The organism is Streptomyces sp. NPDC087420 (assembly GCF_044744165.1).
Lineage (GTDB): Bacteria > Actinomycetota > Actinomycetes > Streptomycetales > Streptomycetaceae > Streptomyces.
Genome location: NZ_JBIUXU010000018.1, coordinates 92,813 through 119,806, shown reverse-complemented (window position 1 = coordinate 119,806; position 26,994 = coordinate 92,813). Strand labels below are relative to the sequence as shown.

The 26,994-nt window shown below is 72.7% G+C and carries 26 protein-coding genes; 15 read left to right on the top strand and 11 right to left on the bottom strand.

Annotated features, from left to right (window positions below):
• The first annotated feature begins 14 nt into the window (after positions 1 to 14).
• Genes ACIO1C_RS32355 through ACIO1C_RS32345 form a run of 3 tightly spaced genes read left to right on the top strand, consistent with a single transcriptional unit; the run spans position 15 to position 2,823 of the window.
• Complete coding sequence (locus ACIO1C_RS32355; protein ID WP_401870338.1) at positions 15 to 1,475, top strand: pyridoxal phosphate-dependent decarboxylase family protein; 1,461 nt, start codon at positions 15 to 17, stop codon at positions 1,473 to 1,475.
• A gap of 35 nt (positions 1,476 to 1,510) precedes the next feature.
• Complete coding sequence (locus ACIO1C_RS32350) at positions 1,511 to 2,131, top strand: GNAT family N-acetyltransferase (protein ID WP_401870335.1); 621 nt, start codon at positions 1,511 to 1,513, stop codon at positions 2,129 to 2,131.
• Between the two features lie 26 nt (positions 2,132 to 2,157).
• A complete protein-coding gene (locus tag ACIO1C_RS32345; protein WP_401870333.1) occupies positions 2,158 to 2,823 on the top strand; it encodes a DUF6875 domain-containing protein in 666 nt (221 codons plus the stop codon).
• A gap of 82 nt (positions 2,824 to 2,905) precedes the next feature.
• Here ACIO1C_RS32345 and ACIO1C_RS32340 read toward each other — a convergent pair whose 3' ends face one another.
• The 3 genes from ACIO1C_RS32340 to ACIO1C_RS32330 all read right to left on the bottom strand — a co-directional run bounded on the left by ACIO1C_RS32340 (position 2,906) and on the right by ACIO1C_RS32330 (position 5,215).
• Entirely contained in the window at positions 2,906 to 3,535 is a 630-nt protein-coding gene (locus ACIO1C_RS32340; protein ID WP_401870331.1) for a TetR/AcrR family transcriptional regulator, read from the bottom strand.
• 56 nt (positions 3,536 to 3,591) lie between these two features.
• Positions 3,592 to 3,879, bottom strand: a complete 288-nt coding sequence (locus tag ACIO1C_RS32335) for a YiaA/YiaB family inner membrane protein (protein WP_401870329.1) — start codon at positions 3,877 to 3,879, stop codon at positions 3,592 to 3,594.
• A 175-nt stretch (positions 3,880 to 4,054) separates the two neighbouring features.
• A complete protein-coding gene (locus tag ACIO1C_RS32330; protein WP_401870464.1) occupies positions 4,055 to 5,215 on the bottom strand; it encodes an acyl-CoA dehydrogenase family protein in 1,161 nt (386 codons plus the stop codon).
• Positions 5,216 to 5,290: 75 nt separating this feature from the next.
• On the opposite strand from ACIO1C_RS32330, the gene ACIO1C_RS32325 reads away from it, so the two are divergent.
• Together ACIO1C_RS32325 and ACIO1C_RS32320 are read left to right on the top strand one after the other, a co-directional pair.
• Complete coding sequence (locus ACIO1C_RS32325; RefSeq protein WP_401870327.1) at positions 5,291 to 5,932, top strand: TetR/AcrR family transcriptional regulator; 642 nt, start codon at positions 5,291 to 5,293, stop codon at positions 5,930 to 5,932.
• A 32-nt stretch (positions 5,933 to 5,964) separates the two neighbouring features.
• Positions 5,965 to 6,951, top strand: coding sequence for a DMT family transporter (locus tag ACIO1C_RS32320; RefSeq protein WP_401870324.1), 987 nt, complete (start codon positions 5,965 to 5,967; stop codon positions 6,949 to 6,951).
• Positions 6,952 to 7,429: 478 nt separating this feature from the next.
• Here the strand turns inward: ACIO1C_RS32320 and ACIO1C_RS32315 are convergent, their stop codons facing one another.
• From ACIO1C_RS32315 to ACIO1C_RS32300, 4 genes are all read right to left on the bottom strand, one after another.
• Positions 7,430 to 8,509 (bottom strand): Zn-dependent alcohol dehydrogenase, encoded by a 1,080-nt coding sequence (locus ACIO1C_RS32315; RefSeq protein WP_401870323.1) that lies wholly within the window; start codon positions 8,507 to 8,509, stop codon positions 7,430 to 7,432.
• A 17-nt stretch (positions 8,510 to 8,526) separates the two neighbouring features.
• Positions 8,527 to 9,939, bottom strand: coding sequence for an aldehyde dehydrogenase family protein (locus ACIO1C_RS32310; protein WP_401870320.1), 1,413 nt, complete (start codon positions 9,937 to 9,939; stop codon positions 8,527 to 8,529).
• 163 nt (positions 9,940 to 10,102) lie between these two features.
• Positions 10,103 to 11,578, bottom strand: a complete 1,476-nt coding sequence (locus ACIO1C_RS32305) for an ABC transporter ATP-binding protein (RefSeq protein ID WP_401870317.1) — start codon at positions 11,576 to 11,578, stop codon at positions 10,103 to 10,105.
• Positions 11,579 to 12,296: 718 nt separating this feature from the next.
• On the bottom strand, positions 12,297 to 12,908 hold the full coding sequence (locus ACIO1C_RS32300) for a TetR/AcrR family transcriptional regulator (RefSeq protein WP_401870462.1): 612 nt from the start codon (positions 12,906 to 12,908) through the stop codon (positions 12,297 to 12,299).
• Positions 12,909 to 13,201: 293 nt separating this feature from the next.
• Between ACIO1C_RS32300 and hmgA the strand changes: the two genes are divergently transcribed.
• From hmgA to ACIO1C_RS32285, 3 genes are all read left to right on the top strand, one after another.
• Positions 13,202 to 14,590 (top strand): homogentisate 1,2-dioxygenase, encoded by a 1,389-nt coding sequence (hmgA, locus tag ACIO1C_RS32295; RefSeq protein WP_401870314.1) that lies wholly within the window; start codon positions 13,202 to 13,204, stop codon positions 14,588 to 14,590.
• Positions 14,591 to 14,604: 14 nt separating this feature from the next.
• The gene (locus ACIO1C_RS32290; RefSeq protein ID WP_401870312.1) at positions 14,605 to 15,357 is read left to right on the top strand and encodes a GntR family transcriptional regulator; all 753 of its coding nucleotides are present in this window, start codon (positions 14,605 to 14,607) and stop codon (positions 15,355 to 15,357) included.
• Positions 15,358 to 15,547: 190 nt separating this feature from the next.
• On the top strand, positions 15,548 to 16,795 hold the full coding sequence (locus ACIO1C_RS32285) for a type ISP restriction/modification enzyme (protein WP_401870310.1): 1,248 nt from the start codon (positions 15,548 to 15,550) through the stop codon (positions 16,793 to 16,795).
• Positions 16,796 to 16,905: 110 nt separating this feature from the next.
• On the opposite strand, the gene ACIO1C_RS32280 is transcribed toward ACIO1C_RS32285, so the two are convergent.
• Positions 16,906 to 17,640: a TetR/AcrR family transcriptional regulator gene (locus tag ACIO1C_RS32280; RefSeq protein ID WP_401870307.1), complete on the bottom strand. Its 735-nt coding sequence runs from the start codon at positions 17,638 to 17,640 to the stop codon at positions 16,906 to 16,908.
• A 63-nt stretch (positions 17,641 to 17,703) separates the two neighbouring features.
• On the opposite strand from ACIO1C_RS32280, the gene ACIO1C_RS32275 reads away from it, so the two are divergent.
• Positions 17,704 to 18,756: an ATP-binding cassette domain-containing protein gene (locus tag ACIO1C_RS32275; RefSeq protein ID WP_401870304.1), complete on the top strand. Its 1,053-nt coding sequence runs from the start codon at positions 17,704 to 17,706 to the stop codon at positions 18,754 to 18,756.
• Positions 18,753 to 19,583 carry an ABC transporter permease gene (locus tag ACIO1C_RS32270; RefSeq protein ID WP_401870302.1) on the top strand — a complete coding sequence of 277 codons (831 nt, stop codon included), beginning with the start codon at positions 18,753 to 18,755 and terminating at the stop codon, positions 19,581 to 19,583. The genes ACIO1C_RS32275 and ACIO1C_RS32270 overlap by 4 nt, the downstream gene beginning before the upstream one ends.
• Before the next feature lie 74 nt (positions 19,584 to 19,657).
• Here ACIO1C_RS32270 and ACIO1C_RS32265 read toward each other — a convergent pair whose 3' ends face one another.
• Together ACIO1C_RS32265 and ACIO1C_RS32260 are read right to left on the bottom strand one after the other, a co-directional pair.
• Complete coding sequence (locus ACIO1C_RS32265; RefSeq protein ID WP_327237311.1) at positions 19,658 to 19,921, bottom strand: hypothetical protein; 264 nt, start codon at positions 19,919 to 19,921, stop codon at positions 19,658 to 19,660.
• Between the two features lie 275 nt (positions 19,922 to 20,196).
• Positions 20,197 to 21,006, bottom strand: coding sequence for an SGNH/GDSL hydrolase family protein (locus ACIO1C_RS32260; protein ID WP_401870299.1), 810 nt, complete (start codon positions 21,004 to 21,006; stop codon positions 20,197 to 20,199).
• A 425-nt stretch (positions 21,007 to 21,431) separates the two neighbouring features.
• Between ACIO1C_RS32260 and ACIO1C_RS32255 the strand changes: the two genes are divergently transcribed.
• From ACIO1C_RS32255 to ACIO1C_RS32240, 4 genes are all read left to right on the top strand, one after another.
• Complete coding sequence (locus ACIO1C_RS32255; RefSeq protein WP_401870296.1) at positions 21,432 to 22,316, top strand: glycosyltransferase family 2 protein; 885 nt, start codon at positions 21,432 to 21,434, stop codon at positions 22,314 to 22,316.
• Positions 22,313 to 23,377: a glycosyltransferase family 2 protein gene (locus tag ACIO1C_RS32250; protein WP_401870293.1), complete on the top strand. Its 1,065-nt coding sequence runs from the start codon at positions 22,313 to 22,315 to the stop codon at positions 23,375 to 23,377. Before ACIO1C_RS32255 ends, ACIO1C_RS32250 begins: the two co-directional genes overlap by 4 nt.
• A 155-nt stretch (positions 23,378 to 23,532) precedes the next feature.
• Positions 23,533 to 24,312 (top strand): polysaccharide deacetylase family protein, encoded by a 780-nt coding sequence (locus ACIO1C_RS32245; protein ID WP_401870460.1) that lies wholly within the window; start codon positions 23,533 to 23,535, stop codon positions 24,310 to 24,312.
• 151 nt (positions 24,313 to 24,463) lie between these two features.
• The gene (locus tag ACIO1C_RS32240; RefSeq protein WP_401870290.1) at positions 24,464 to 25,573 is read left to right on the top strand and encodes a DUF5925 domain-containing protein; all 1,110 of its coding nucleotides are present in this window, start codon (positions 24,464 to 24,466) and stop codon (positions 25,571 to 25,573) included.
• 25 nt (positions 25,574 to 25,598) lie between these two features.
• Here ACIO1C_RS32240 and ACIO1C_RS32235 read toward each other — a convergent pair whose 3' ends face one another.
• On the bottom strand, positions 25,599 to 25,973 hold the full coding sequence (locus ACIO1C_RS32235) for a GntR family transcriptional regulator (RefSeq protein WP_401870287.1): 375 nt from the start codon (positions 25,971 to 25,973) through the stop codon (positions 25,599 to 25,601).
• 72 nt (positions 25,974 to 26,045) lie between these two features.
• On the opposite strand from ACIO1C_RS32235, the gene ACIO1C_RS32230 reads away from it, so the two are divergent.
• On the top strand, positions 26,046 to 26,969 hold the full coding sequence (locus tag ACIO1C_RS32230) for a GNAT family N-acetyltransferase (RefSeq protein ID WP_401870284.1): 924 nt from the start codon (positions 26,046 to 26,048) through the stop codon (positions 26,967 to 26,969).
• Positions 26,970 to 26,994: the final 25 nt, after the last annotated feature.

Below are 26,994 nucleotides of genomic sequence, written 5' to 3'. Positions count from 1 at the left end.
GGGGAGAGCTGACCGTGGATCTGCGCTACTGGTTACCGCGCGCGGTGGATGTGGCCGACCGGTTCGGCGAGCGGTTCGGGCCGTTCGAGCCGCATGCCGCCCATCAGGTGGACGACGTCGCCTTCGGTGAGGCGTTCGGGCGTTTCGCCAAGCGGATGGACGACAACTACCCGTTCTTCCACCCCCGTTACGCGGGTCAGATGGTGAAGCCGCCCCACCCGGCGGCCGTGGTCGGCTACCTCACGGCGATGCTCTTCAACCCCAACAACCACGCGGCCGAGGGCGGCCCGGCCACCACGGAGATGGAGCGCGAGTGTGTCGCCGCGCTGGCCGGGATGTTCGGACTGCCCGCGCACGTGGGACATCTGACGACCAGTGGGACGATCGCGAACCTCGAAGCGCTCTACGTGGCCCGCCTTCTGCACCCGGACCGGGGGGTCGCGTACAGCTCGGAGTGCCACTACACGCATGAGCGGATGTGCCGCGTGCTGGGTGTGGAGGGGCATCGGGTCGGGGTCGACGCGCACGGCCGGATCGATCTCGACGCGCTGGAGACCCTGTTGCGTACGGGCCGGGTCGGCACGGTCGTGGTGACGACCGGCACCACCGGTCTGGGCACGGTCGACCCCGTCCACGAGGTCCTCCCGCTGGCCCGGCGGTACGGAGCGCGGGTACACGTGGACGCGGCGTACGGCGGTTTCTACGCCCTGCTCGGCCGGTCGGACACGGCCGGCGGTACCGGTCCGCGGCGCGACGGGTCCGGCACCCCGCCCGACGGGACCGGCACCCCGCCCGACGGGACCGGCTCCTGGCCCGGTGGCATCGACCCCCGGCCGTGGCAGGCGATCTCCGCGTGCGACTCGGTGGTGGTCGACCCGCACAAGCACGGCCTCCAGCCCTACGGATGCGGCGCGGTGCTGTTCGCCGACCCGCGGGCCGGACGGCACTTCGCGCACGACTCGTCGTACACCTACTTCACCGAGGCCGAGCTGCACCTGGGCGAGATCAGCCTGGAGTGCTCGCGGGCGGGCGCCGCGGCGGCCGGCCTGTGGCTGACGCTCCAGCTGCTCCCGCTGACCCCGGACGGGTTCGGGGCGATCCTCGCGGCCGACCGCCGCGCGGCCCTGCGGTGGGCGGACCTGATCGAGGACTCGCCGGCCCTGGAGCTCTACCAGCGGCCCGACCTGGACATCGTCACGTACTTTCCCGCGACCCGGCCGGCCACGCTGTCCGCCGTGGACGCAGCGTCCGCCCGTCTCCTGCGAGACGGCATGACCGCTCCCGAGGAGCCGGTCTTCCTGAGCGTGCTGCGTACGGACGCCGAGGCGTTCGTACGCCGGCATCCGCGGATCGTCCGCGACGCCGATACGGCACGGGTGATGCGCAGTGTCCTGATCAAGCCGGAGGCCGAGCACTACCTCGACCACCTGCACGCCCGGGTGGAGCGGCTCGCGGTCAGCGGCCACGAGCAGTAGTCCCGGCCCCCGCAACGCCTTCCGGAGGGAATCCGTTGTCCACGATCGAACGTCCGCCGCGCGGTGTCCTGCGCCGACCCGCCAGGTCCGATACGGACGCTCTGGCCGCACTGATGGCCGAGGCCTTCCACGACGATCCGCTGACCCGCTGGATCGTCGCGGACGACGCGCGCCGGGCCGAACTGCTGCCCGGCCTCTTCAAGGTCTTCGTCGAGATCTCGCACGACTACGACGGGGTGGCCGTCTCCCCCTGCGGCAACGCCGTCGTCCTGTTCCTGCCTCCGGGCGCCTCGCGGGAGGTGGACCGGCGGGAGGACGAACTCGCCGCACGGTTCGGCGCCGCCCTGGGTGACCACGCGGCGGCGCTGGGGACCATCGTCCGCCTCCAGGCCGAGCGCCACCCGGCCGAGCCCGACCACTACTACGCGTCGTTCGCCGCCGTACGCGGTGCGCACCGGCGGCGCGGGCTGCTCTCCGCGCTGCTGGCCGAGTTGCTCGCACGCGCCGACCGGGACGGGTACGGGACCTACGCCGAGACGAGTTCACCGGGCGGAGAGGCGTCGTGCCGGGCGACGGGCTTCAGCCGGCTGGGCGAGGACATCGTGCTCCCGGACGGCGGCCCGTCCCTGCGACCGATGTGGCGGGACCCCAGGTGAGCGGCGCCGAGGTGAGGGGAATCCCGGTGAGCGGCGCCGAAGTGACGGGAGTCCCGGTGAGCGGCGACGAGCGCATCCACGTGTGGTCGGCGGCCGAGGTGGCGCGGGGCGAGGTGCCCGCCCGGCACCTGCCGTACCTGCGCGAAGTCCTCGACTGGAGCGGGGACTTCCTGGTCTCCGGCCATCCCGAGCTGGGCCGCGGCGGCCCGGTGTGCCCGTACACCCAGCCGTCGCTGCGCAAGGGGCTGTTCCACCTGGCGGTGCCGGCCGACGGACAGGACGGAGACCTGTCCGAAGCTGTCGGCTCTCTCCGCGCGTGGCACGAGCGGATCTCGGCGGACCTGGACGACGACAGCCGCGAACTGCTCACCCTGCTGCTGGTGTTACCGCGCTTCGACCGCTCCGACTCGGCCGAGCTGGACGAACTCCAGCGCAAGGCCAAGGACGAGTTCGTGGCCGATGGCCTGATGATCGGGCAGTTCCATCCGGTGTGCGACGAGCCGGGGCTCTGGAACACCGCCTTCCGCCCGCTCCGGGCCCCCGTGCCGCTGCTGGCGGTACGGAAGCTCCTCCTCTTCGACCTGCCGTTCCTGCTCACCGACGACACCCACCTCGACCACTACCTGAAGCGCTTCGCCCCCGACCTGCCGGCGCGCGTGCGCGGCCAGTTGGTCAGCCGTCTGGTGTCCTGATCCCGGGGCGGGGCCGGTGCCGTCGCAGGGCGGCACCGGCCCCGCCGCCTGCTCCTGGCGGGTGGGGACCGGAAACCGGGACTCACCGCTTCTGGGCCGTGACCATCCGCAGCACGAGGTCGGCGTAGAGCGCGCCGACCTCGTCGGCCGTACGGCGGCCCGCCACGTTGAACCAGCGCGCCACGTCGATGCAGAGGGACAGGACGGCGAGGGTGGTGCCCGGTACGTCGGGGACGTCGAACTCCCCGTCCCGTACCCCGTCGGTCAGGATGCGGCGCACCACGGCGTCGCTGCGCCGCCGCAGCTCCACGATCTCCGCGCGGTGCTCGGGGGCGAGCGCGTCCAGCTCGTACTGCACGACCCGCGCCGTCGTGTGCCGCTCGGCGTGCCAGCGGACGAAGCGGCGCACTACGTCGTCCAGCCGCTGGGTCGCCGTGCCGCCGCCGTCGGCCGCTTCGGTGAGCAGGGCCAGCGCCCGGTCGTGGCCGATCCTGCTGATCCGGTGGAGCAGCTCTTCCTTGGTCTTGAAGTGGATGTAGAGCGCGGCCGGGCTCATCCCGGCGCGGCTCGCGATGTCGCGGGTGGTGGTCGCGTGGTAGCCACGCTCGGCGAACGCCTCGACGGCGGCGACCATCAGCCTCCTGGCCGCTTCCGGGGCGACCTCGCCCCAGGGCGCGTTCTCACCGTCGCCCGCGTGCTCCACCGTACGCATCGCTCATCCCTTCGAGTCGGCAGAAGGGTCACCCTACCGTGAGGGTGAGCAAGCGCTTAGAGCTTCTGGAAGGGGTCGTGGTCCGCGAGGATCTTCTCCAGCCTGGCCTGGTCGACGCGGCTGACGATCTGGCCCGCCTCCTGGCGGTCCCTGATCACCTTGGCGAGGGTGAAGGCCGAGGTCGTGAGGTAGAGGACCGCGATGGCGAGGAAGCCCCGTACCCACGCGTTGGCGTCGAGCCGGTAGATGCCGATGGAGATGGCGGCGAGCGCGAGGCCGAACGAGAGGACGGCCTGTCCGTAGTAGGCGCCGGTGTTCTGCTGCTTGACGGGTGTGTCGGTCATGGGGACAGCATCCGTGTGCGGAGGTGGTCGCCACATCCGCTGCCGTACTCAGACCGTACTCAGCCGGCCCGGCCCGGACCATAGTGAGCCGGCCCGGCCCGGACCGTAGTGAGCCGGCCCGGCCCGGACCGTAGTGAGCCGGCGCGGCTCGGAAAGGCTCCGGCCCGGAAAGGCTCTAGAACGCCGAAACTCCCGTCAGCGCGCGGCCGATGATCAGTTTCTGGATCTGGCTGGTGCCCTCGTAGAGGGTCATCACCCGTGCGTCGCGCAGCAGTTTGCCGACCGGGTACTCGTCGATGTAGCCATAACCGCCGAAGACCTGGAGGGCGTTGTTGGCGGACCGTACGGCGGCCTCGGACGCGAACAGCTTCGCCTGGGAGGCGGCCGTCGCGAACTCCCGGCCCCGGTCGATGAGATCGGCGACCCGCCAGGTCAGCAGCCGCGCCGCGTCCACGTCGACCGCGATGTCGCTGATGAGTTCCTGCACCAGCTGGTGGTGGGCGATGGGCTTGCCGAACTGCTCGCGCTCCCCCGCGTATCCGACGGCCGCCTCCAGCGCCGCCCGCGCGATGCCGACACAGCCGGCGGCGACCGACATGCGGCCCTTGGCGAGCGCGGACATCGCGACGGAGAAGCCCTTGCCCTCGGGGCCCAGCAGCGCGCCGGCCGGGACCCGGACGTCCTCCAGGACCAGTTCGGCCGTGGGCTGGCCGCGCAGGCCGAGCTTGCCGTGCAGGGTGCGGCGGGTCAGGCCGGGGCTGTCGGCCGGTACGAGGAAGGCGGAGATCCCCCGGTGGCCGGGGGTGTGGTTGGTGCGCGCGAAGAGCAGGACGACGTCGGCCCAGGTGCCATTGGTGATGAACATCTTGGAGCCGCTGATGACCCAGTCGCCGCTGTCGCCCCCGTCCCGTACGGCCTTCGTCGTGAGGTTTCCCGCGTCGGAGCCGGTGCCGGGCTCCGTCAGCCCGAAGCAGCCGAGGGCCTCGCCCGAGGTGAGCCGGGGCAGCCAGGCCCGCTTCTGCTCCTCGTCGCCCCAGGCGGCGACGGTCTTGGCCACCAGCCCCAGCGAGACGGAGACGATGCCGCGCACCGAGGAGTCGCCGCGTCCCAGCTCCTCGGTGACCAGGCAGTACGTGACGTGGTCGCCGCCCGAGCCGCCGTACTCCTCGGGAATCGTCAGCCCCAGGAAGCCCAGCGCGCCGAGCTTGCCGACGATCGCCCGGTCGACGCTCTCGTCCCGGTCCCAGTCGACGACGAAGGGGGTGATCTCCCGGTCGACGAAGTCCTCGGCGAGCTTGCGCGCCGCCTCCTGCTCCTCGCTCAGCTCAAGATTCACGGTGGACACCCCCTTAGTGGACACTGCCTTAATTAGCACTGCTAGTTTCCTGTTGTCACGCCTACTATGAGTGCCATGGCCAGACCGCGCAAGCCCCTCCTCAGCAGAGAACTCATCGTCGGGGCGGCGAGCGCGCTCGTGGACGCGGAGGGGCTGGAGGCGGTCTCCACGCGGCGGCTCGCGGCGGAGCTGGGGGTGAGCGGTCCTTCCCTCTACAACCACTTCCGTACCAAGGACGAGATCCTCGAAGCCGTCGCGGACGCGGTCAGCGCGCAGGTCGACCTGTCGATGTTCGACGAGAGCGACAGCCGCGACTGGCGTACGGCGCTGCACGACTGGGCCGTCTCCTACCGGGCCGCCCTCACCGACCACCCGCACATCGTGCCGGTGCTGGCGCGCGGTCCGGGGCGGCGGCCGGCCGGACTGCGGGTGGCCGACGCGGTGTTCGGCGCGATGGTCCGGGCGGGCTGGCCGGCGGCCCAGGCCACGTACATCGGCGCGCTGATGCGGTACTTCATCACCGGCTCGGCGCTGGGCTCGTTCGCCCGGGGGTTCGTGGACGACGCGACGGCGTACGACCCGGCCGACTATCCGCATCTGGGGCAGGCGCATCTGCTCGCGGAGCGGCAGGAGCAGGTGGACGAGGGAGCGTTCGAGACGGGGGTGCGGGCGCTGATCGACGGGCTGTCGGTGCAGTACGAGGCGATATCGCGGTGAGGAGGGCGGGGCGCTGGGCGTACGTTCTCGGCATGACGAACCCCGCGAAGGCCGAGCCGGTGGCGATACCGGCGTCTCCGTCCGCCACAACCGCTTCCCCGCCCACACGTTGGCTGCCTCTCGCCGCCGCAGGGGTCACGGTGGTGCTCTGGGCGTCGGCCTTCGTGTCGATCCGCAGCGCCGGTTCCGCGTACTCGCCGGGGGCGCTGGCGCTCGGCCGGCTGCTCGCGGGGGCGCTGGTGCTGGGGCTGGTGTGTGCGGTACGACGCGAGGGGCTGCCGCCCCGGGCCGCCTGGCGCGGGATCGCCGTGTCGGGGGTGCTGTGGTTCGGCGTCTACATGGTGGTGCTCAACTGGGGTGAGCAGGAGGTCGACGCGGGCACGGCCGCGATGGTGGTGAACATCGGCCCGATCCTCATCGCCCTGCTCGGCGGGAAGCTGCTCGGCGAGTCCCTCCCGCCGCGTCTGCTGGCCGGGATGGCGGTGTCGTTCGCGGGCGCGGTGGCAGTGGGCCTCTCCATGTCGGGCGAGGGACACGCGTCGGTGCTCGGGGTGGCGCTGTGCGTGCTGGCGGCGATGGCGTACGCGGGCGGGGTGGTGGCCCAGAAGCCGGTCCTGGCGCACGCGAGCGCGCTCCAGGCGACAACGTTCGGCTGCCTGATCGGCGCGGTGGCCTGCCTGCCCTTCGCGGGACAGCTGATCGGGCAGGCCGCGGACGCGCCGCTGTCGGCGACGCTCAACATGCTCTACCTCGGCGTCTTCCCGACCGCCCTGGCCTTCACGACCTGGGCGTACGCGCTGGCGCGCACGACGGCGGGACGGATGGGCGCGACGACGTACGCGGTCCCCGCGCTGGTCGTCCTGATGGCCTGGCTGGCCCTGGACGAGGTCCCCGGCCCGCTGACCCTCGCGGGCGGCGCGCTGTGCCTGGCGGGCGTGGCGGTCTCCCGCTCCCGCCGGACGCGCCTCGGCGCGGATTCGACTCCGACCCCGCCGCCGACGACTGGCCGGGCGGCCTAGGGCTGGTCCGCGAAGTGGGCCGTCCGTCCGCGCGGCGGGGCGTGCGGCGCCTGGCGCGTGCGCTCGCAGGGCGGAGGACCAAAAGCGCCTACTTAACGTACCCGCCCAGTCTGAAAAACGCGGCGGCGCCGCAGGCCCGGCGCCGCAGGCCCGGCGCCGCAGGCCCGGCGCCGCAGGCCCGGCGCCGCAGGCCCGGCGCCGCAGGCCCGGCGCCGCAGGACACGCCGTGGGGCGTGTCCTGCGGATCTTCAGGAAGCTGCGACGCCTGGCACCGTACGTCACCGTGTGGTCGGACCGACCACTTACGTCCGGGCCGTCCGCGCGAGTGGCGGCCGGCCCGCGACGCCTCGCACGCGCGCTCGCCGTGGGGGCGGACTGGCCCACGTACGTACGTCGATCGACGGCAGACAACCCGCCCTTCGCGGACACGCGCACGGCCCCGCACGCCGGTGGACTACGACCTCCTCGCGGACCCGCCCTAGAACACGACCAGGGCCCGGCCGCCGCGGCCCGCCGGCATCGCGGCCAGAGCTGCCGGGACGTCGTCCAGGGTGATCCGTTCCGTGACCAGTGCGCCCAGGTCGAAGCGGCCCGCGCGGATGTGGTCGGCCAGGACCGGCAGGTCCTTCGCCGGGTCGCTGTTGCCGTATACGCAGCCGGAGAGCGTACGGCCCCAGTGGAACAACTCCAGTGCGTGGAAGGTGACGTGCTGGTCCTTGCCGCCGATGCCGACCACCGTGGTACGGCCGCCGCGCCGGGTGGAGTCCCAGGCCGTACGGATCGTGACGGCGCGGCCGACACACTCGACGGCCACGTCGGCGCCCCGGCCGCCGGTGAGGCGGCGGATGTCCTTGGCGGTGGTGGCGGAGGCGACGACGTACTCCGTCGCCCCGGCGGCCCGGGCCAACTCCTCCTTCTCCGGGGAGACATCGACGGCCACGATCGTCGAGGCCCCGGCGATGCGCGCCGCCTGGAGGGCGGCCAGGCCGACGCCGCCGACGCCGAAGACGGCGACCGACTCGCCCGCGCGTACCCGGGCGGAGTGGTGGACCGCGCCGTATCCGGTGAGGACCGCGCAGCCGAGCAGGGCCGCGTCGGTGAGCGGGATGCCGTCCGGGAGCGGCAGGACGCAGTTCGCGGCGACGACGGTCTCCTCGGCGAACGCGCCCACGTTCAGGCCCGGATGGAGGTCCCGGCCGTCGGCGGCACGGGCGTGCAGCCCGCCCGCGCCCGCGAGCGCGTCGGAGCAGAGCCAGACCTCGCCGATCTCGCAGGCGTGGCACATCCCGCAGGACGGCGCCCAGTTGAGGACCACCCCGTCACCGGGGGCGACATGGGTGACGCCCTCGCCGACGGAGATCACCGTGCCCGCGCCCTCGTGGCCGAGGACGGCCGGCAGCGGTATCCGCATCGTGCCGTCGGACAGGGACAGGTCGGAGTGGCAGACCCCGGCGGCGGCGAGCCGGATCCGTACCCGGCCGGGACCGGGCTCGGGCAGCTCGATCCCGGTGATCTCCAGCGGGGCTCCGACGGCGGACAGGACAGCGGCGCGTACCACGAGGGCGGTCTCCCGGCTCAGAACTGGAGGGACTTGGTCTGGAGGTACTCGGCGAGCCCGTGCACCCCGAACTCGCGGCCCACGCCCGACTGCTTGTAGCCGCCGAAGGGCGCGAGCGGGTTGAAACGGCCGCCGTTGATGTGGACTTGGCCGGTGTCCATGCGGCGGGCGAAGGCGGTGGCCTCGGCGTCGTCGCCGGCCCAGACCGCGCCCGCGAGGCCGTAGACGGTGCCGTTGGCTATACGGAGGGCGTCCTCCTCGTCCTCGTACCGCAGCAGGGAGACGACGGGGCCGAAGATCTCCTCCTGGGCGATGGACATGTCCGGGGTGACGTCGGCGAAGACGGTCGGCGCGACGAAGTAGCCGGTGTCGTAGGGGGATTGGGGGCCGCCCGCGACCACCCGGGCGCCGGCCGCGATGCCCGCCTCGATGTACCCCCGTACGCGCGCCTGTTGGGTGGCGTTGACGAGGGGGCCGAGGTGGCTCGTGTCGTCGCGCGGGTCGCCCGCCACGTGGGTGGCCGCCGCGGTCCTCGCCAGCTCCACGGCCTCGTCGTACTGGTCGGTGTGGACCAGGATCCGCGTCCAGGCGCTGCACGTCTGGCCGGAGTTGGACATGACGTTGGCGACACCGACGGTGACGGCCTTGGCGAGGTCGGCGCTCGGCAGGACGACGTTGGCGGACTTGCCACCCAGCTCCAGGGCGACCCGTTTCACGGCGGCGCCCGCCGCCGCGCCGATCCGGCGGCCGACGGCGGTGGAGCCGGTGAAGGAGATCAGGTCGACGTCCGGGTGCTCGGCGAGCGCCTGGCCCGCGACCGGGCCGAGACCGGTCACCAGGTTGAACACCCCCGCGGGCAGGCCCGCTTCGTCGACCAGGTCGGCGAAGAGCTGTGCGGTGAGCGGGGTGTCCTCGGCGGGCTTGACCACGATCGTGCAGCCCGCGGCGAGCGCGGGGGCGACCTTCGCGACGATCTGGTGCAGCGGGTAGTTCCAGGGGGTGATCGCGCCGACGACCCCCACCGGCTCCTGGAACACGGTGGAGTTGCCGACCGTCGTCTCGAAGGCGTGGGTGGCGGCGAGTTCGGCGTACGACTCCATGACCCGTATCGGCAGTCCCGCCTGGACGCGCCGGGCGAAGGTGACGGTCGAGCCCAGCTCGGCGGTGACGGTCTCGGCGATCTCGTCCCGGCGTGCCGTCATGACCGCCGCCAGCGCGGCGATCCCGGCCGCGCGCTCGGCGGGCGGGGTGGCGGCCCACGCGGGCAGGGCGGCCCGCGCGGCGCGGACGGCCGCGTCGATGTCCTCCGCCGTACCGGCCGGGACCGTGGCGATGACCTGTTCGTCCGTGGGGTTCACGACGGCGATCGTGTCCGTCCCCGCGGCGGGCCGCCACTGTCCCCGGATGTACATGCCGTCGTGTGCCTTCATGGTGATTCCCTCCGGGCCTGCCGAGTCGGCGCCTCGGTACGCGTGCGCGTCGGCGTCCCGCCCAAACTAGCGGCGTTAGTTTTAAGGCGCCAGGGTGTCGCTGCCCACAGTGGTGCGGGAGGGGCCGGGGGTCGCCCGCGACGACCGGACTCCGGCCGCATGCTCAGCCGTCGAGGCCCGGCAGGTCCCGGGGCGCCGGGCAGATCCGGCGGCCGTGGTGGTCGAAGACGTAGAGATGGGCGAGGTCGACGAGGAGGGGGACCTGCGCGCCGGTCCTCAGCCGCAGGTCGGGGCCGGTCCGCACGACGAGGTCGCCGGCCGCGAGGGCGGAGCGCTCCTGCGGGGAGGAGGGTGCGTCGCTCCCCGGGTCGTCGAGCACGACGACCGGCCCGCTGACGTGGCCGCCGCCGGCGGGGGCGCCGGCTCGGCCGTTCTCCTGGCCGGTGGGGTGTACGTCGCCGTGGCCGTTCAGGCGGCCGCTGCCGGCGCTGGTGCCGTCCCCATTACCGCTCCCCGCGCCCTGGCCGCCCCGCCGTCCCGCCGTACGCTCCCGCAGGCGTTCCAGCACACCGGAACCGCCGTTCCTGCGACGGCGCGGGCCGGTCCGGGGCCTCGGTGATTCGAGATCGGTGACCACCGCGGCCCGGGAGCCGGTGTTGAGGTGCACCAGCGCCTCGTGTCCCTGGTACTCCATGTGCTCGACAATGCCGCTCAGCGCGACCTCCCCGGGCCGGGCCTGGCTCGGCGGTGCGATACGGACCGCCTCGGAGCGCAGTCCGACGATGACCTGCCGACCCTGCTGGATCCGGAGCAACTGATGCTCCTGGCTGAGCGGTTCGGGCAGAGGGAGGCGCTGGCGGCCGAGGTCGATCGACATGCGCCCGTCCAACGGGGCGTAGACCACGCCTTGGAGCAGGTTGATCCGGGGGGTGCCGATGAAGGCGGCGACAAACACGTTCTCCGGCAGGGCGTACACCTCGCGTGGCGCGCTGACCTGTTGGAGGACCCCGCCGCGCATCACGGCGACGCGGTCGCCGAGGGACATCGCCTCGGCCTGATCGTGCGTCACATAGACGGTGGTGACGCCGAGATCGGCGGTCAGCCGGGCGATCTCGGCGCGCAGGTGGTTGCGGAGCTTGGCGTCGAGGTTGGACAGCGGCTCGTCCATCAGGAACGCGGAGGGCCGCCGGGAGATGGCCCGGCCCATCGCGACCCGCTGGCGCTCGCCGCCGGAGAGCTGGCTCGGGTAGCGGTCCAGGATGCTCTCGATGCCGAGCATCCTGGCCGTCGCCTCGACCCGTGCGGAGCTGTCCTCGCGGGGGTTCTCCAGGCGCAACGGGAAGCCGATGTTGTCGCGGTTGGTCATGCGCGGGTAGAGCGCGAAGTTCTGGAACACCATGGCCATGCCGCGTTCGCGCGGCGGCACGTGGTTGGCGCGCTCGCCGTCGAGCAGCAGGTCGCCCTCGCTGATGTCCTCCAGACCGGCGATCATGCGGAGCACGGTGGACTTGCCGCAGCCGGAGGGCCCGAGGAGCACGACGAACTCGCCGGGCGCGATGTCGAGCGAGAAGCGGTCGACGGCGCGGGTGCCCCGTCCGTACACCTTGCTGACCCTGTGCAGAGAAATGGCGCGACTCATGATGGTTCCGCCCGGAAGAGGAGGTGGAGCGGCTGCGACGCCTGAAACTAGCCGACTACTCGCGGTCAGGGAATGACTCGCGCGAAGGTCGCGCCCGGGGCGGCCGACGGGGCGTGGGGGCCCTGAAGTGGCCCCGGACCTGGGGCGTTTGCGGTGCGGGGCGTGCCGGCCGTGGGACAGGGACCGGCACAACGCGGAAGCAATACGGTGGATGCGGTGGACGGTATCCGGCCGTGAGGCGTAGCCGAAACGCGCGGAACCGGGGGTCGGTTTGTGCGTCTGCCCGGGGCGGGGGCGCGGCTTACTGATGTCCTCAATCGCCGGACGGGCTTGGGTGTGGCGTCCGCCCGGTGCCGGGTGCGGGTCACTGATGTCCTCAAACGCCGGACGGGCTGGATGTGTCTTGACGCGGGCCTGGAAGGGGGACGGGCAGGGGTCGTGTCCGGAACGTAGAGCGTGTTTTGTGTCGCGTGGCGATCGTCACGTAATTCGGAGTTGCTGAACGCGACGTAAAACATGCAGTGCAGGACACGACCCCTGACCGGCCCCCGGCAACCGGCCCGCGGTCGAAAAGCCGGGCCGCAGCGGGCAAAATCAAGCCCGTCCGGCGATTGAGGACAACACGGACCGCAACGCGGTCACCAAGACGCGCGGCCCACCGGCCCCAGAACGCCCGTCCGGCGATTGAGGACAACACGAACCGCAACGGACAACGGCGTCAATCGAGCGCCCCAGCGAGATACGCGCGGAGAAGCGTCCGCGTCTCCGCGACGATTCCCGGGTCCCCCGCGGCATCCGTGCGGAACGCCAGCTGGAGCAGCGCGTCGGCCGCCTCGACCGCGACCAGGACCGTGCGGTGCAGGGACGCGTCGGGGCCGCGTCCGAGGTGGCCTGCGAGCAGGACGGTGAGCCGGCCCGCGACCTGCTGGTTGGCGTTCTTGCCGGCGGCCCCCCGCCCGCGGCCCGGCGCGGTCGGCGCCAGGTCGGCCCCGAAGTCGACGGACCCGAAGCCCGGCACCGTACGTTTCATGGCGAGGTACTCGTCCAGCACCACGTCGACCGCGCCCCGCCAGTCCCCGGCCTCCAGGGCGGCGAACCGGTCCGTGACCCGCTCGGCGTAGCGGTCCAGATTGCGCCGCGCCAGGGCGTCGACCAGGGCGCGCTTGTTGTCGAAGAAGCGGTAGACGGAGCCTATGGGGACGCCCGCGCGGGAGGCCACGGCGCGGGTCGTGAGCTGTTCGTAGCCCGCTTCGTCGAGGAGGGCGGCGCAGGCGTCGAGGATCCGGGTGAGCCGCTCCGCGCTGCGCCGCTGCACGGGCGCCCTGCGCAGCCTGCCGCCCGCACCCGTGGCGCCCGCGCCCGCGCCTCCCGCCCCCGTGCCGGCCGCCCCCGCGCCTCCCGCGCTCCCGCCATCCGCGCCCCCGGCGCCCGTACTCCCGCCGCCCGCGCTCCCCCCGTCGGCGTCGGCCTCCGGGGCGCGGTTCGCGTTCGTACGGTCGTGGGGCACGTACTCCATCATGCCGCGCGTCCCCGTTGACGTGCCGCCCCCACAATCCTACGGTTGACCATAGGATTCCAGGGGCGCGGACCCATGGACTCCCCGGTCGAGCACGGGAGCGGACGATGAGCGGCATCGAGGACGGCGTCGAGGACAGCACCGAGGACCGCACCGAGGACGGCACCGGACACCGCATCGAACAGGCGCGGAAGACGGCCGAGGATCTGACCCACTCCCCCGGTTTCGGCAACGAGCACAGTTCGGAGGCCGTGCCGGGCGCGCTCCCGCACGGACGCAACGCGCCGCAGCGCGCCCCGCTCGGGCTCTACGCGGAACAGCTGAGCGGCAGCGCCTTCACCGAGCCGCGCGCCCACAACAGGCGCTCCTGGCTCTACCGCATCCGCCCCTCGGCCGCGCACCCGCCGTTCCGGCGGACCGGCAACGGCGGGCTGCGTGGCGCGCCCTTCACCGAGACCGTCCCCGATCCCAACCGGCTGCGCTGGGACCCCCTGCCCGACCCGGCTCCCGGTACGGACTTCCTCGCCGGCCTCTGGACGCTGGGTGGCAACGGCGACGCGACGCGACGCACGGGTATGGCGATCCACCTCTACGCCGCCAACGCGCCCATGACCGACCGGGTGTTCAGCGACTCCGACGGTGAGCTGCTGATCGTCCCGGAGCGCGGCGGACTGCTGATCCGTACCGAACTGGGCCTGCTCGCCGCCCGCCCCGGCGAAGTCGCCCTCGTCCCGCGCGGGGTCCGCTTCCGGGTCGAGCTGCTCGACGAGACGGCACGCGGGTACGTCTGCGAGAACTACGGCCGACCCTTCGTGCTCCCCGACCTCGGCCCGATCGGCGCCAACGGCCTCGCCAACGCACGGGACTTCCTCGCGCCGGTGGCCGCGTACGAGGACGTCGGGCGGCCGGTGGAGGTGGTCAACAAGTTCTGCGGAAATCTCTGGTCGGCGACATACGACCACTCGCCGCTCGACGTGGTGGCCTGGCACGGCAACCATGTGCCGTACGTCTACGACCTGCGGCGCTTCAACGTCATCGGGTCCATCAGCTACGACCACCCCGACCCGTCGATCTTCACGGTGCTGACCTCGCCGTCGGACACCCCGGGGCTGGCGGGCGTCGACTTCGTGGTGTTCGCGCCGCGCTGGCTGGTCGGCGAGGACACGTTCCGGCCGCCGTACTTCCACCGCAACGTGATGAGCGAGTACATGGGCCTGATCGAGGGCGCGTACGACGCGAAGACGGCGGGCAGGGGCGGGTTCGTGCCCGGCGGCGGGTCCCTGCACAACATGATGTCGGCGCACGGGCCCGACCGGGAGACGTTCGACCGCGCGAGCGCGGCGGAGCTGCGGCCGCAGCGGATCGACGACGGGCTGGCCTTCATGTTCGAGACCCGGTGGCCGGTGACCACTACCGCCCAGGCGGCCGGGGCCGACCACCTCCAGCCCGGCTACGACCGGGTGTGGGAGGGTCTTGAGCGCCACTTCAGGCCCTGATACGGAGTTGAACCGTGACCGCCTTCGCCCCCGACTCGCTGGTCCTGAACCGGAAACTGCCGCTCTGGTACCAGGTCTCGCAGTCGCTGCGCGCCTCCATACTGGGCCGCCGCCCCGACGACCCGCTGCGGCTGCCGACGGAGGAGCAGCTCGCGGGTCACTACGGGGTCAGTGTTCTGACGATGCGTCAGGCCCTCAAGGAGCTGGAGGAGGAGGGCCTGATCAGCCGGCACCGGCGGCGCGGCACCTTCATCGAGCCGGGGGCGCGGCGGGGCGCGCCGCGCAGGCTGCTCGGCTCGATCGACGCCATCGTGGCGCAGCAGTCGGGCGAGCTGACGACGGTCCTCGGCCACGGTCCCGCTCCGGTGCCGGGTGAACTCGCCGAGTTCTTCCCGGAGTTGGACGAGGTGATGACGTACCGGCGGCTGCGCCGCGACGCGGAGAGCGGTGAGCCGGTCAACTGGGCGGAGAACGCGGTCCGTCCGGACGTCGCGGCCGGTATCGACGTCGGCGATCTGGTGAGCCGGCCGATGACGAAGGTCCTGCGGGACATGGCGGGCGTACGGATCAGCCGGGTCACCGACACCGTGGAGGCGCGGCTGGCCGATCCGGCGACGGCGGAGCTGCTGCGGGTGCCGCTGCTCAGCCCGATCCTGCACTACACGGGTGTGACGTACGACGAACGGGGGCGGGTGGTCGACGTGGCCCGGATCCGTTACCGGGGCGACCGGTTCGCTTTCTCGGTGACGGTGGAGACGGACGGCTAGCACGGCGGGGGCACGGCGGGGAGCAAGGCGGGGGGCAAGGCGGGGGCCAAGGCGGGGGGCAAGGCGGGGGCCAAGGCGGCCGCTCCCCGATCGTGGGACGTCCCCGGCAGCCCCGTCCGGCCGCCGGGGGCACGGCGTTACGATGCCGCGGGCGGTGCAGAGGGAGGCAGAGGCGACGGGGAGGGCCGCGATGGCATCGACACGGGCCGGCGGGGACGGCGACCGCGTGCCGTCGGACGCGCCCCTGCTGAGCGACCTCATGCCGTGGTCCACGGCCCCGCTGCGGCTCGGCAGGTCCTGGGTCCTCGCCCCGGACGCGGCCTCGCTCACCGCCCGCTGGGACCGGCTCGTACGGGCCGGAGGGGCCGAGCAGGAGGCCCTGTTCGGGCCGACCCGGGCCCGTACCCCGCACAGCGCCGTCCCCGCGCTGCCCGGACAGGCCGCGGGCACGGGGCGGTTCGCGCGGGAGCCGGGGCGCTGCCCCGAGCCGCTGCGGGTGCTCCACGGCCCGTTCGACGAGCAGTGGCTCCTGCCCGACCACCGGCTGATCGACGCGGCCCGCCCCGAGCTGTGGCGGGTCGCCGACGCCCACCAGGTCTTCGCCGTGGAGCAGGGGTACGTCCCCGGGGCGGCCGGGCCCGCGCTGCTGGTCAGCGCCCTGCTCCCGGACGGCACGTCGCCCGCCGGGCGCCCCGGCCGGATCCGCCCGCTCCACCGCAGGCCCGGCGGCCTGGAGCCCAACGTGACTCCGGGCCTGACCGCCCTGCTGTCCGCGCGCCACGGCCAGGAGGTCACCCCGGAAGAGGTGCTGGCCTGGGCGGTCGCGGCGGCCGTCCCCTCGCCGCGCGGACCGGTGGTGCCCCTCGCCGCCGACCCAGGCGTCTGGTCCGCCGGGGTGGAGCTGGGTCGGCTGATGACCGGAATCCAGCTGCGCGGCGCGCACGGCGGCGTACGGCACCGGCTGCCCGGCGGCCGCCGGCCCTACGTACGCGCCACGGTCCCCGACCGGCCCGGGTCCCTCGCGTACGACCCGGCGGAGGAGGCGCTGTCTCTCGGTACGGGCCGCATCGCGCCGGTGCCCGCCGGGGCGTGGGACTTCGTGGTGGGGGGCGTACGGATCCTGGAGCTGTGGTTCGAGCGGCGGACCGGCCCCGGCGAAGCACCCGAGCCCGGCACGCTGGCGGCGATCCGGCCGCCGGGCTGGCGGCGGGAGTGGACCTCGGAGCTGCTCGACCTGATCACCGTACTGGCACTCCTCGCCGAACTGGAACCGCGCCGGGAGCAATTGCTCACCGACCGGCTGCTCACCGGCCCCACACTCACGCGCGACGAGCTGTACGAGGCGGGCGTCCTCCCGGTCCCGGCGGCGGCGCGCCGCCCCGCGTCCGTACTGGACCACCACGAAGAGGGCCCGGAGGGCCAGTTCGCCCTGATCTAGACGCGTGGGGATGGTGCCTGTCCAGGACCCTGGCGGCCGTCAGACCTCGTCGGAGGCGGCAACCAGCAACCGCGGGTCGATGTCGGTCACATCGTCCGCGGAACTGTCCATCAGCCGTCACGACCCTCGCGCGCCGGCCCGCCGAACGAGTCCAGGACCCGGCCCAGCGCCCGCTCGAACACCGCGTCCAGGTCCACCGGTTCGGACGCCGACGTCATCAGCGCCGCCAGGCGCGGGAAGCGGCCGGAGGCGATCTCACGCCCCAAGTACGCCATGCGGACCGCCTGTTCCTGTTCCGCCGTCCACGGCAGCGTGCGGTTGCGCTCCGCCGTCTGGAGTTCGTGGGCGACGAAGGTGGTGACCACCCCGCTGATCATCGAGATCAGCTCCATCTTCTCGCCGGGGGGCAGGTCGAGCGGATCGAGGCAGGCCAGGCTGAATTCGAGGTACAGCAGCCCGTTCGGGGTGAAGCCGTAGTTCGAGGACATCACGGTCGACATCCAGGGATGGCGGTGCATCATCGCGCGCCCCCGGTGCGCGAGCGCCGCCGTGTCGGCCCGCCAGTCGCCGGAGGGTTTCTCCGGCAGCGGGAACTCCCCCGCCGCCGCGTCGAACATCAGCTCGTACAGATCCTCCTTGCGCGGCACGTAGTTGTAGAGCGACATCGTGCCGCAGCCCAGCTCGGCCGCCACATGGCGCATGGAGACGGCCGCGATGCCGCCCTCGTCGGCGAGCTTCACCGCCGCCGCCGCGATGTCGGCGCGGCTGAACGCCGGCCGGGGGCCGCGTCCCGCCCGCTCGGGGCGGGTCCAGATCACTTCGGGTTCAGCAGGTCGCCCCGCCATCGATCATCACCTCGCCCACCATCGTAGTTACGTACGGCGTACGTAGTTTGCTATGGTGGGCCTATGACAACTACGTACGCTGTACTTAGTGAAGGTCTGGAGAAGCGTTACGGCGATGTCCACGCCCTGAGAGGCCTGGATCTGGCCGTGCCCGAGGGCACGGTCTGCGGGGTGCTCGGGCCGAACGGCGCGGGCAAGACCACGGCGGTACGGGTGTTGACGACGCTCACCCGCGCCGACGCCGGGAGCGCGCGGATCACCGGGCACGACATCCGCCGGGAGCCGGGAGCGGTGCGAAGGGCCATCGGGGTCGCGGGGCAGTACGCCTCGGTCGACGGCGATCTGACGGGCCGGGAGAACCTCCGGCTCTTCGCGCGGCTGCTCGGCGTCCGGGGCGGGGCGGGCCGCGCCCGCGCCGACGAACTCCTGGAGCGCTTCGAGCTGGCGGACGCCGCCGACCGGACCGTACGGACCTACTCGGGGGGCATGCGCAGGCGGCTCGACCTGGCGGCCGGCCTGCTGACCCGCCCGCGGGTGCTGTTCCTGGACGAGCCGACCACCGGACTCGACCCGCACAGCAGGAACCAGATCTGGCACGCCGTCCGCGACCTGGCGGACCGGGGCACCACCGTCCTGCTCACCACGCAGTACCTGGAGGAGGCGGACCGGCTCGCGGACAGCATCGTGCTGATCGACGAGGGCCGGGCGGCCCACCGCGGCACCCCGGCCTCGCTCAAGGCGCTCATCGGCTCGTACGCGGAGGTCATCGTCGCCGAGGAGGGGCCCGGCGACGAGTACGGGGCGGCGGAGACCGCGCTGGTCGCCGCGGCGGCCGTCCTCGACCGGCTGACCGGCGCCGAGCCGGTGCTCGACCGGACGCGCCGGGCCGTCGGCGCCGTGGCCGCCGACCCCGCGCTGACCCTGCCCCGGATCGTCCGCGAACTGGACGCGGCCGGGGTGCCGGTGGTCGACGCGAGCCTGCGGCCCCCGACGCTGGACGAGGCCTTCCTGCGCCTGACCGGCCGTACGGGTCCCCTCGCCGCCGAACCGGCCCCTCTCACCCCCACCAGCGACCCGCGCGCCGAGCGCCGGGCCGGGAAGGAGCACGCCGTATGAGCACCGCCGCGCACGACGTCGCGTACGACGAAGGAGCGCGCCGTGCGAGCACGCTCGCGTACGACAGCGGAGCCGTCCTGGGCCGCCACCTCCGGCGCATCAGGCGCGCGCCGGGCGTGGTGCTCCTCACCCAGACCATGCCCATCAACATGCTGCTGTTCTTCGGTTACGTCTTCGGCAGCGCGCTCGCGACGCCGGGGCGGGAGTACCGCGCCTTCCTCCTGCCGGGGTTGCTGGCGGCGACCGCCGCGGGCGGCCTCATGACCGGGATGTTCCAGGCGTCCCAGGACGCGCAGCGCGGGGTCATGGACCGGTTCCGGACCCTGCCGATGAGCCGGGCCGCCGTACCGCTCGGCCAGACCGCGGCCGACCTGCTCACGACCGCCGCCGGGATCGTGCCGCTGATGCTCGTGGGGCTGGCGGTGGGCTGGCGCCTGGAGGGGGGTGTGCCGGCCGCGCTCGGGGCCTTCGGGGTGCTGCTGCTCTTCCGCTTCGCGACGGCGTGGGTGGGCACGTACCTCGGGCTGGTCCTCCGGAACGAGGAGGTGGCGGGGCAGTTGGGCGCGGTCACGTTCGTTCTGCCGCTGCTGTCCAGCGCGTACATCCCGACGGAGGGGCTGCCGGGCTGGCTGCGGACGGTCGCGGAGTGGAATCCGATCAGCGCGATCGCGGGGGCCGTACGCGATCTCTTCGGCAACGCGGTGCCGGCCGCGGACGCGGCCTGGCCGACGGCCCATCCGGTCGCCGGTTCCCTGCTCTGGTCGCTGGCGCTGCTCGTGGTCTTCGTACCGCTGACGGTACGGCGGTACGCGAACAGCGGGGAGTGAGCCGACCGGTGGCGGGGAGTGGGTCCACCGGCCAGGTCACCGAGGGTGGTACGGAAGGAGCGGGGCGGTAGGGATCAGCCGCGGCTGCCGAAGAGAGAGCGGCGCAGACGCCGCAGCGGCGCGAAGAGCGAGACGCGCGCACTTCTGCTCTTCTGGGTCTCCGTCCGGTCACGCGAGGTCAGTTCACGCATCAGCAGAGTCGCCTCGGCCGTCTCCCGCTGGGGCACGGCGGGACCGCCGAGCACCGAGAGATGGCGGTCGAGGCGCGAACTGGTCGCGCTGGTTCCGCAGGTGATCGCAGGGACTCGCGCCCTGCTGTGGACCGTTATCTGTTTCATGTCACTCCCCACCCGTACGAGGGCACCCGACCCGGGCAGGTTAACCCTATCGTCCCCTACTGACACTCGTGTATCCCGTCTTCAGGATTCACCACACGCACAAGGGGGTTGACTCCCCTTGGCTGATCCATCCTAATTCAGGGCGAGTTGGACAGTTCACCCCGGGGTCGATGGTTGACCGGCGCACCAACTGGCGCTGAATGTCGCTGACCTGACACGAAGAGGCCCTGGGCGTCCAGGGCCTCTTCGCGCGGTGGTACGGCGCCTCGCGCGCCTTACGCGGCCGAGGTGAAGACCGGGAGGTAGCCACCGGACTGGCCGGCCGCGGTCGGGTGGTAGGACTCGCCGATGTTGAGCAGGTTCACGCTGTGCAGCCACGAGGAGCCCGAGCAGATCTCGTGCCCCTGGAAGGCCGACGCGACCCCGGCGAAGGTGAAGCCGTGGTCGGCCGCCCGCTTGGCGGTCGCGTCGTTCAGGTAGTCGGAGGCGCTGTTGATCGCGGAGCGCTCCCTCTCGGAGAGGCCGGCGACGCAGGAGCCGCTCAGCTGGTAGAAGCGGGGGTAGCCGAGCACGACCACTCTCGCCGAGGGGGCTCTGGCCGTGATCGCCGTGTAGACGCGGTCGAGGTTGGCGGGCAGGGTGCTGTCGACGAACGCGCGGGCCTGGGCGACCCGGTTGAGGCAGGTGGACTCCGACTGGAGGACGCAGGTCGTCATGACGTCCGCGAAGCCGGCGTCGTTGCCGCCGATGGTGATGCTCACGAGGTCGGTGGAGGTGTTGAGGGGGGTCAGCTGATTCGCGGTGACGTCACCCGTACGAGCGCCCGAGCAAGCGGTGAACGCGAACGTGGCGGGTGAATGCGCGGCCGCCCAGAGGGCCGGGTACGCGCGGGCGGTGCGCTTGCAGTCGCCGGCGGCGGAGTCGTAGGCGCCGGCGCCGAGTCCGGAGGAGTAGGAGTCGCCCAGCGCCACGTAGTCGGTGGCGGCGGCCGGCGGAGCGGCCTGGGCCGAGGCCGCTCCGGTGAGAGCGAGCACGGCTCCCAGGAATAACGCGGACGAGAATGCCGCGATTCGGGACAGTTTCATGGAACCTCCCTTTAGCAGGATTTCTGCCTCTCCTTTGGTACCAGGCCCCACCCCTCACTGGAAGTGTCCATGTCAAGAACATTACGGCACGTTCTAGCCCTTGCCATACCGTCCCCGCCCTCAATACCGTCTTACGACCACCCGCGTCGGTCCATCACGCAAAGCGGCATCCTGGGGAGGGCTCAAGCGTCGCGATGGCTCCCGGGGCGGGGCGCGGTAGGGGGGTGCCGTGCTCGGTGACCGCACTTAGTGCCGAGTCGCGTGCCGCGCGGCCAGTTCTTCAACTCACCCATGCGCCAGGGAGATCCGTGCCGTCATGGCAGGGGTCTTGTTGTCGCCGGGGGTGAGAACCCCCCTTTCGAACCGGAAACACAGCCGGACCGCCCGGGGGTGGGCGGTCCACCGGACGAGAGGGAAACAGACTCGTGAGCTCTTTTGTGCGCCCGGCCGTGCCGGGCGAAGATCCGTTAACGGCGCGGTCGCGGAATTCAGCCAGTTCCGCGCAGACGCTCGCCGTCAGGAACGGGTCCCATCGAACAGCGCGTCCGTACCGCCCGGTCTCACTCCATCTGGCGATCGCTCCGCCCGTGAGCGTCGTCATCCCGGCCATGAACGAGGCGGAGAACCTTCCGTACGTCTTCAAGACGCTGCCCGACTGGATTCACGAAGTGGTCCTGGTGGACGGCAGATCGACCGACAACACCGTCCAGGTGGCCCGGGAACTGCGGCCGGACGTCAAGGTCGTCACCCAGCGCGGCACGGGCAAGGGGGACGCGCTGATCAGCGGGTTCGCCGCCTGCACGGGGGACATCATCGTCATGATCGACGCGGACGGCTCGGCCGACGGCAACGAGATCGTGTCCTACGTCTCCGCGCTGGTCTCGGGGGCCGACTTCGCCAAGGGCTCGCGGTTCGCCAACGGCGGTGGCACGGACGACATGACGCCGATCCGCCGGCTCGGCAACCGTGCCCTGTGCGCCGTCGTCAACGCCAAGTTCGGCGCGCGGTACACCGATCTCTGCTACGGCTATAACGCGTTCTGGCGGCGCTGCCTGGACGACATCACCCTCGACTGCACGGGCTTCGAGGTCGAGACACTGATGAACATCCGGGTCGTGCAGGCCGGGTTGAAGGTGCAGGAGATCCCGAGCCACGAGTACGACCGCATCCACGGGGTCAGCAATCTGCGGGCCGTCAGGGACGGACTCCGTGTCCTCAAGGTGATCCTCCAGGAGAAGGGCGTCCCGCGGGCCACGCGGCGGCGGCCGGTGGGACTTCGGATCACGGCGCTGCGGGGAGAGGTGTCTTGACCGGCCGTCACCATCAGCTCCCTCGCCCTCACCACCGTCACCACCACCGGCCGTTCTCGGTGGTGATCTGCGTCTACACCGAGGACCGCTGGGAGGACATCCTCGCGGCGGTGGACTCCGTACGGCACCAGTCGCTGCCGGCTCTGGAGATCCTCGTCGTGGTCGATCACCACCCCGCGCTGCTGGAGCGACTCCGCGTGGAGTACGGGGAGTTCGCGGCGCGCGGGGAGGTGCGGGTGCTCGCCAACGCGGGCGTCCGCGGTCTCTCCGCGGGCCGCAACACCGGGATCGCCGCCGCCCGCGGCGAGATCGTGGCGTTCCTGGACGACGACGCCGTGGCCGGGCGCGACTGGCTGCGGTTCTTCGACGAGTCGTACGACGATCCACGGGTGCTGGCGGTCGGCGGGCGCACGCTGCCCGCCTGGGCGTCGGGCCACAGGCCGGTGTGGTTCCCCGAGGAGTTCGACTGGGTCGTCGGGTGTACGTACCGGGGTCTGCCCGGGGGCAAGGCCCGGGTCCGCAACGTCCTGGGCGGGAACGCGTCCTTCCGGCGGTCGGCGTTCGAGGCCGCCGGGGGGTTCGCGACCGGTATCGGCCGCGACGGCGACAAGCGGCCCCTGGGGTGCGAGGAGACGGAGTTGTGCATCCGGCTCGCCAAGGCCGTACCGGACGCGGTGCTGCTGATCGACGACCGGGCACTGATCCGCCACAAGGTCCCCGAGGCGCGGGAGCGGTTCGGGTACTTCCGTACCCGCGCCTACGCCGAGGGTCTCTCGAAGGCCCTGGTGGCCCGAAGTGTCGGCGCGGGCAAGGGACTTGAGTCCGAACGGCGCTACACCAGCCGGGTGCTGCCCGCCGGAGTGGTACGGGGGCTGCGCGACACGGTACGGGGCCGGCCCGGCGGCCTGGGGCGGGCCGGCGCGATCGTGGTCGGCGTGTCGGCGGCGGCGGGCGGCTACCTGCTGGGCAGTTACCGGGCGCGCGGGGGCAGGGCCACGTTCTCGTCGGGCCCGATCGAGAGGACGGGGCGCCTCGGCAGCCCCAGGGGAGCCGCCGCGTGACGGAGGAACCAACGGACCCGCCGGACCGGCCCCGTGCGGCGGGTCCGGCGGGTCCGGCGGGTCCGGCGGGTCCGGCGGGTTCAGGGGACGCGGATGATGCGGGGGCAGGTCCGGCGGGTGCGGTCCCGGACGCGCGTGAGTCCGTGCCGATCCTGATGTACCACGCCGTGGCGCACCGGCCCGCCGACGCCACCCACGCCCTGTCCGTCTCCCCCGAAGCCTTCGCGGAACAGATGGAGTTGCTCGACGCGCGCGGGTTCACCCCGGTCACCACGGCGGCGCTCGCCCACGCCTGGCGCACCGGCCGTGCGCTGCCTCCGCGCCCCGTGCTGATCACCTTCGACGACGGCTACGAGGGCGTGCACCGCCACGCCCTCCCCGTCCTCACCGCGCACGGCTTCGCCGCCACCGTGTTCCTGACGACCGGGTGGCTGCGCGGGCCCGACCACACCGGCGGCGCGCTCGACACCATGCTCGACTGGGCGCAGGTACGGGAGTTGGCGGCGGCCGGCACCGAGATCGGCGGCCACAGCCACACCCACCCCCAGCTGGACCAACTCGCCCCGGAGCGCCTGCGGTTCGAGGCGCTCCACTGCCGGGAGGTCATCGGCGGCCGGCTGGGCGGCGCGCCGCCGGTCTCCTTCGCGTATCCGTACGGCTACTCCAGCCGCCGGGTCCGCCGTACGGTCCGCGAGGCCGGGTTCGCCCAGTCGCTGGCCGTGGGCAACGCGCTCGCCCGGCCGCGACAGGGCCCGTACGCGCTGGAGCGGGTCACCGTCCGGCGCTCCACCGGCATGGCGGAGTTCGCACGTCTGGTCGAGGGCCGGTCGCTCGGCCGGAACTTCGCGAGGGACCGGGCCCTGACCAAGGGGTACGCGGTCGTCCGCAGGACCCGCGCCGCCGCACGCCGGGTGGCGGGCACGGGCCGCGGCTGACCGGAGGCGGGTGCGCGGGCGCCACCGCGCCACCGCGCCATCGCGCACCTAGGCATTCAGGCACCCAGGCACCCAGGCCCCAGGCACCCGCGCACCCGCCACGGGGCAAAACACCGTGCGCCGGGCCTTGGTGTGCCGGATCATGGGCGACATGTCTGCCAAGCCTCAGGACGCACTGCCGATCCGGCTCAACGTCGATGACAGCGACTCGCCGTCGGACGTGGTCGACGCGCTGTTCCTCGGTCGCTTCGCGACGGGCGAGCAGCCGTTCTCGCACAGTTCGACGATCGACCGGGTCAAGTCGGGCGCGCCCCTGCTGCCGCCCGGCGCGACGATCCTGCGCCGCGCCAAGGACGACGACCGCAGCGCCACCCTGGCCGAGGGCGACGGCTGGACGCTGCTGGTGTCCCGCTGGAACCGGGGCGCGGACGTGACGGTGACCGCCCTCAGCGCCGAACTCGCCGAGAAGATCCACCAGCAGACGACCGACGGCGCCCAGGACGAACCGGAACCACAGCCCGAGAACGTGACGATGGGCTTCTGGTACGTGTCGCCCCGGCGCGGCCCGCACCGCACCACCCGCCAGATCGCCGCCGGGACCTGGGACGAGGTCAGGCCCAACTACACCGCGCCGGTGGCCGAGGCGATGGACCGGCTGATGAAGGTGACCCCGGACGACATCGCGGGGCGGCTGCTCCTGCTGCACGGGCCGCCCGGCACGGGCAAGACCTCCGCGCTGCGCACGCTGGCCCGCTCGTGGCGCGACTGGTGCCAGGTGGACTGCGTCCTGGACCCGGAGCGGCTCTTCAACGACGTCGGGTACCTGATGGACATCGCCATCGGGGAGGACGACGGCTCGGCGAAGGGGCGCTGGCGGCTGCTCCTCCTGGAGGACTGCGACGAACTGATCCGGGGCGAGGCCAAGCACACCGCCGGCCAGGCGCTGTCGCGGCTGCTGAACCTCACCGACGGGCTGCTCGGGCAGGGCAGGAACGTTCTGGTGGGGGTGACGACCAACGAGGATCTGGAGCGGCTGCACCCGGCGGTGGTCAGGCCGGGGCGGTGCATGGCGAGGATCGAGGTCGGTTCGCTGACGCGGGCGGAGGCGCTGGCCTGGCTGGGTCCGGAGGACGGCGAGCGGGAGTCGGCGGTCGGCCGGGAGGGGGCGACGCTGGCGGAGCTGTACGCGATGCGGCGGGGCAGCGGCCCGGCGTCGGTCCCGGCCCAGCACGCGGGTTCGGACGCGGGCCTCTACCTCTGAGCGGACGCCCTGGGCCGCCGGCCGCTCACTTCGCGTACGCGGCCCGTACCGCGTCCTCCGCGGCTCCCAGCGCCGCGTCCCTGCTGAGCCCGAGGCGCTGGGCACGTTCCGCGTACGCCTGGGCGGCGGCGGCCGCCTCGCGCTCGGCCGCGTCCCCGGCGGCGGCCACAAACGTGCCGTTCCTCCCCCGGGTCTCGATCACCCCGTCGCCCTCCAGCGCCCGGTACGCCTTGGCGACGGTGTTGGCCGCCAGCCCCAGCTGTTCGGCGAGTCCCCGCACGGTCGGCAGCCGGTACCCCACGGGCAGCGCGCCCGAGCGGGCCTTCGCCGAGATCTGGGTACGCAGCTGCTCGTACGGAGCCGTCGCGGCGGCCGGGTCGATCACGATCTTCAGGGTCACGGTCCGATTCTCCCCCGAGGGCGGGAAAAAGGAGAGGCGATCCGCCGCCCCGTCCCCGTAACGTGCCGCCCCATGACTGTGCTCGTCCGTGATTTCCGTACCGAGGACGCCGAGGCCGTGACCGCCCTGCGGCGCGTCTGCGTTCCCCACCAGGTGGTGACCGAGGAGTTGATCCTGTTCGGGGTGGCCACCGCCAACCCGGCGAAGAAGTACCGGCTGTTGGTCGCCGAGGAGGAAGGGGTGATCATCGGCACGGCCCATGTGGGCATCGCGTACGACAGCAGTGATCCCGGTCAGTCGTCCGTCACGCCGGTCGTCCATCCGGACCGGCGGGGCCGGGGCGCCGGGTCGCTGCTGCTCCGCACGGCCGAGGAGCACCTGGCCGCCGAAGGGGCGACCAGTGTGTACGCCTGGGTGATCGACGAGCCGTCGTCCCGCGCCTTCGCCGGGCGCTGTGGCTACCGGCCCTCGCGCGGCTCACACTTCCAGCGACTCGACCTGGCCGGGGCCGCTCTGCCGGAACCGCCGCCGCTGCCGCCGGGCCTCACCCTGGGCACGGCCGCGGACTTCGCGGACAACCCCCGCTCGCTGTTCGAGGCGGACGCGGAGTCGACGTCCGACGTGCCGAGCGACATCAGCGCCGAGTTGGACGACTACGAGGACTGGCTTCACCACACCTGGAACGATCCGACGCTCGACCGCGGGCTGTCGACGGTGGTGGTGACGGCGGACGGCCAGGTCGCCGCGTTCACGGTGGTGGTGACGGACGGGCTGACCACCTACGCCACCGGTATGACCGGGACCCGGCGCGCGTTCCGGGGCCGGGGCCTGGCCAAGCTCGCCAAGTCCGACTCCCTGCGGCGCGCCCGCGCGGCGGGGTACACGGACGCGTTCACCGCCAACGACGGGGACAACGGCCCGATGCTGGCGGTCAACAAGTGGTTCGGCTACGAGATCTGCGCGAGCGAGGTCCGGTACGTCCGGACGCTCGGCTGACGTCCGGGGCCGTACCGAGCACGTG

What these genes read in the sequence shown, in the direction of transcription:
- ACIO1C_RS32230 (WP_401870284.1), top strand. Translation starts at nt 26,046, where the DNA reads ATGACTGTGCTCGTCCGTGATTTCCGTACCGAGGACGCCGAGGCCGTG.
- ACIO1C_RS32265 (WP_327237311.1), bottom strand. Translation starts at nt 19,921, where the DNA reads ATGAAACAGATAACGGTCCACAGCAGGGCGCGAGTCCCTGCGATCACC.
- ACIO1C_RS32320 (WP_401870324.1), top strand. Translation starts at nt 5,965, where the DNA reads ATGACGAACCCCGCGAAGGCCGAGCCGGTGGCGATACCGGCGTCTCCG.
- ACIO1C_RS32270 (WP_401870302.1), top strand. Translation starts at nt 18,753, where the DNA reads ATGAGCACCGCCGCGCACGACGTCGCGTACGACGAAGGAGCGCGCCGT.
- ACIO1C_RS32285 (WP_401870310.1), top strand. Translation starts at nt 15,548, where the DNA reads ATGGCATCGACACGGGCCGGCGGGGACGGCGACCGCGTGCCGTCGGAC.
- ACIO1C_RS32245 (WP_401870460.1), top strand. Translation starts at nt 23,533, where the DNA reads ATGTACCACGCCGTGGCGCACCGGCCCGCCGACGCCACCCACGCCCTG.
- ACIO1C_RS32275 (WP_401870304.1), top strand. Translation starts at nt 17,704, where the DNA reads ATGACAACTACGTACGCTGTACTTAGTGAAGGTCTGGAGAAGCGTTAC.
- ACIO1C_RS32325 (WP_401870327.1), top strand. Translation starts at nt 5,291, where the DNA reads ATGGCCAGACCGCGCAAGCCCCTCCTCAGCAGAGAACTCATCGTCGGG.
- ACIO1C_RS32310 (WP_401870320.1), bottom strand. Translation starts at nt 9,939, where the DNA reads ATGAAGGCACACGACGGCATGTACATCCGGGGACAGTGGCGGCCCGCC.
- ACIO1C_RS32260 (WP_401870299.1), bottom strand. Translation starts at nt 21,006, where the DNA reads ATGAAACTGTCCCGAATCGCGGCATTCTCGTCCGCGTTATTCCTGGGA.
- hmgA (WP_401870314.1), top strand. Translation starts at nt 13,202, where the DNA reads ATGAGCGGCATCGAGGACGGCGTCGAGGACAGCACCGAGGACCGCACC.
- ACIO1C_RS32305 (WP_401870317.1), bottom strand. Translation starts at nt 11,578, where the DNA reads ATGAGTCGCGCCATTTCTCTGCACAGGGTCAGCAAGGTGTACGGACGG.
- ACIO1C_RS32335 (WP_401870329.1), bottom strand. Translation starts at nt 3,879, where the DNA reads ATGACCGACACACCCGTCAAGCAGCAGAACACCGGCGCCTACTACGGA.
- ACIO1C_RS32340 (WP_401870331.1), bottom strand. Translation starts at nt 3,535, where the DNA reads ATGCGTACGGTGGAGCACGCGGGCGACGGTGAGAACGCGCCCTGGGGC.
- ACIO1C_RS32240 (WP_401870290.1), top strand. Translation starts at nt 24,464, where the DNA reads ATGTCTGCCAAGCCTCAGGACGCACTGCCGATCCGGCTCAACGTCGAT.
- ACIO1C_RS32280 (WP_401870307.1), bottom strand. Translation starts at nt 17,640, where the DNA reads ATGGCGGGGCGACCTGCTGAACCCGAAGTGATCTGGACCCGCCCCGAG.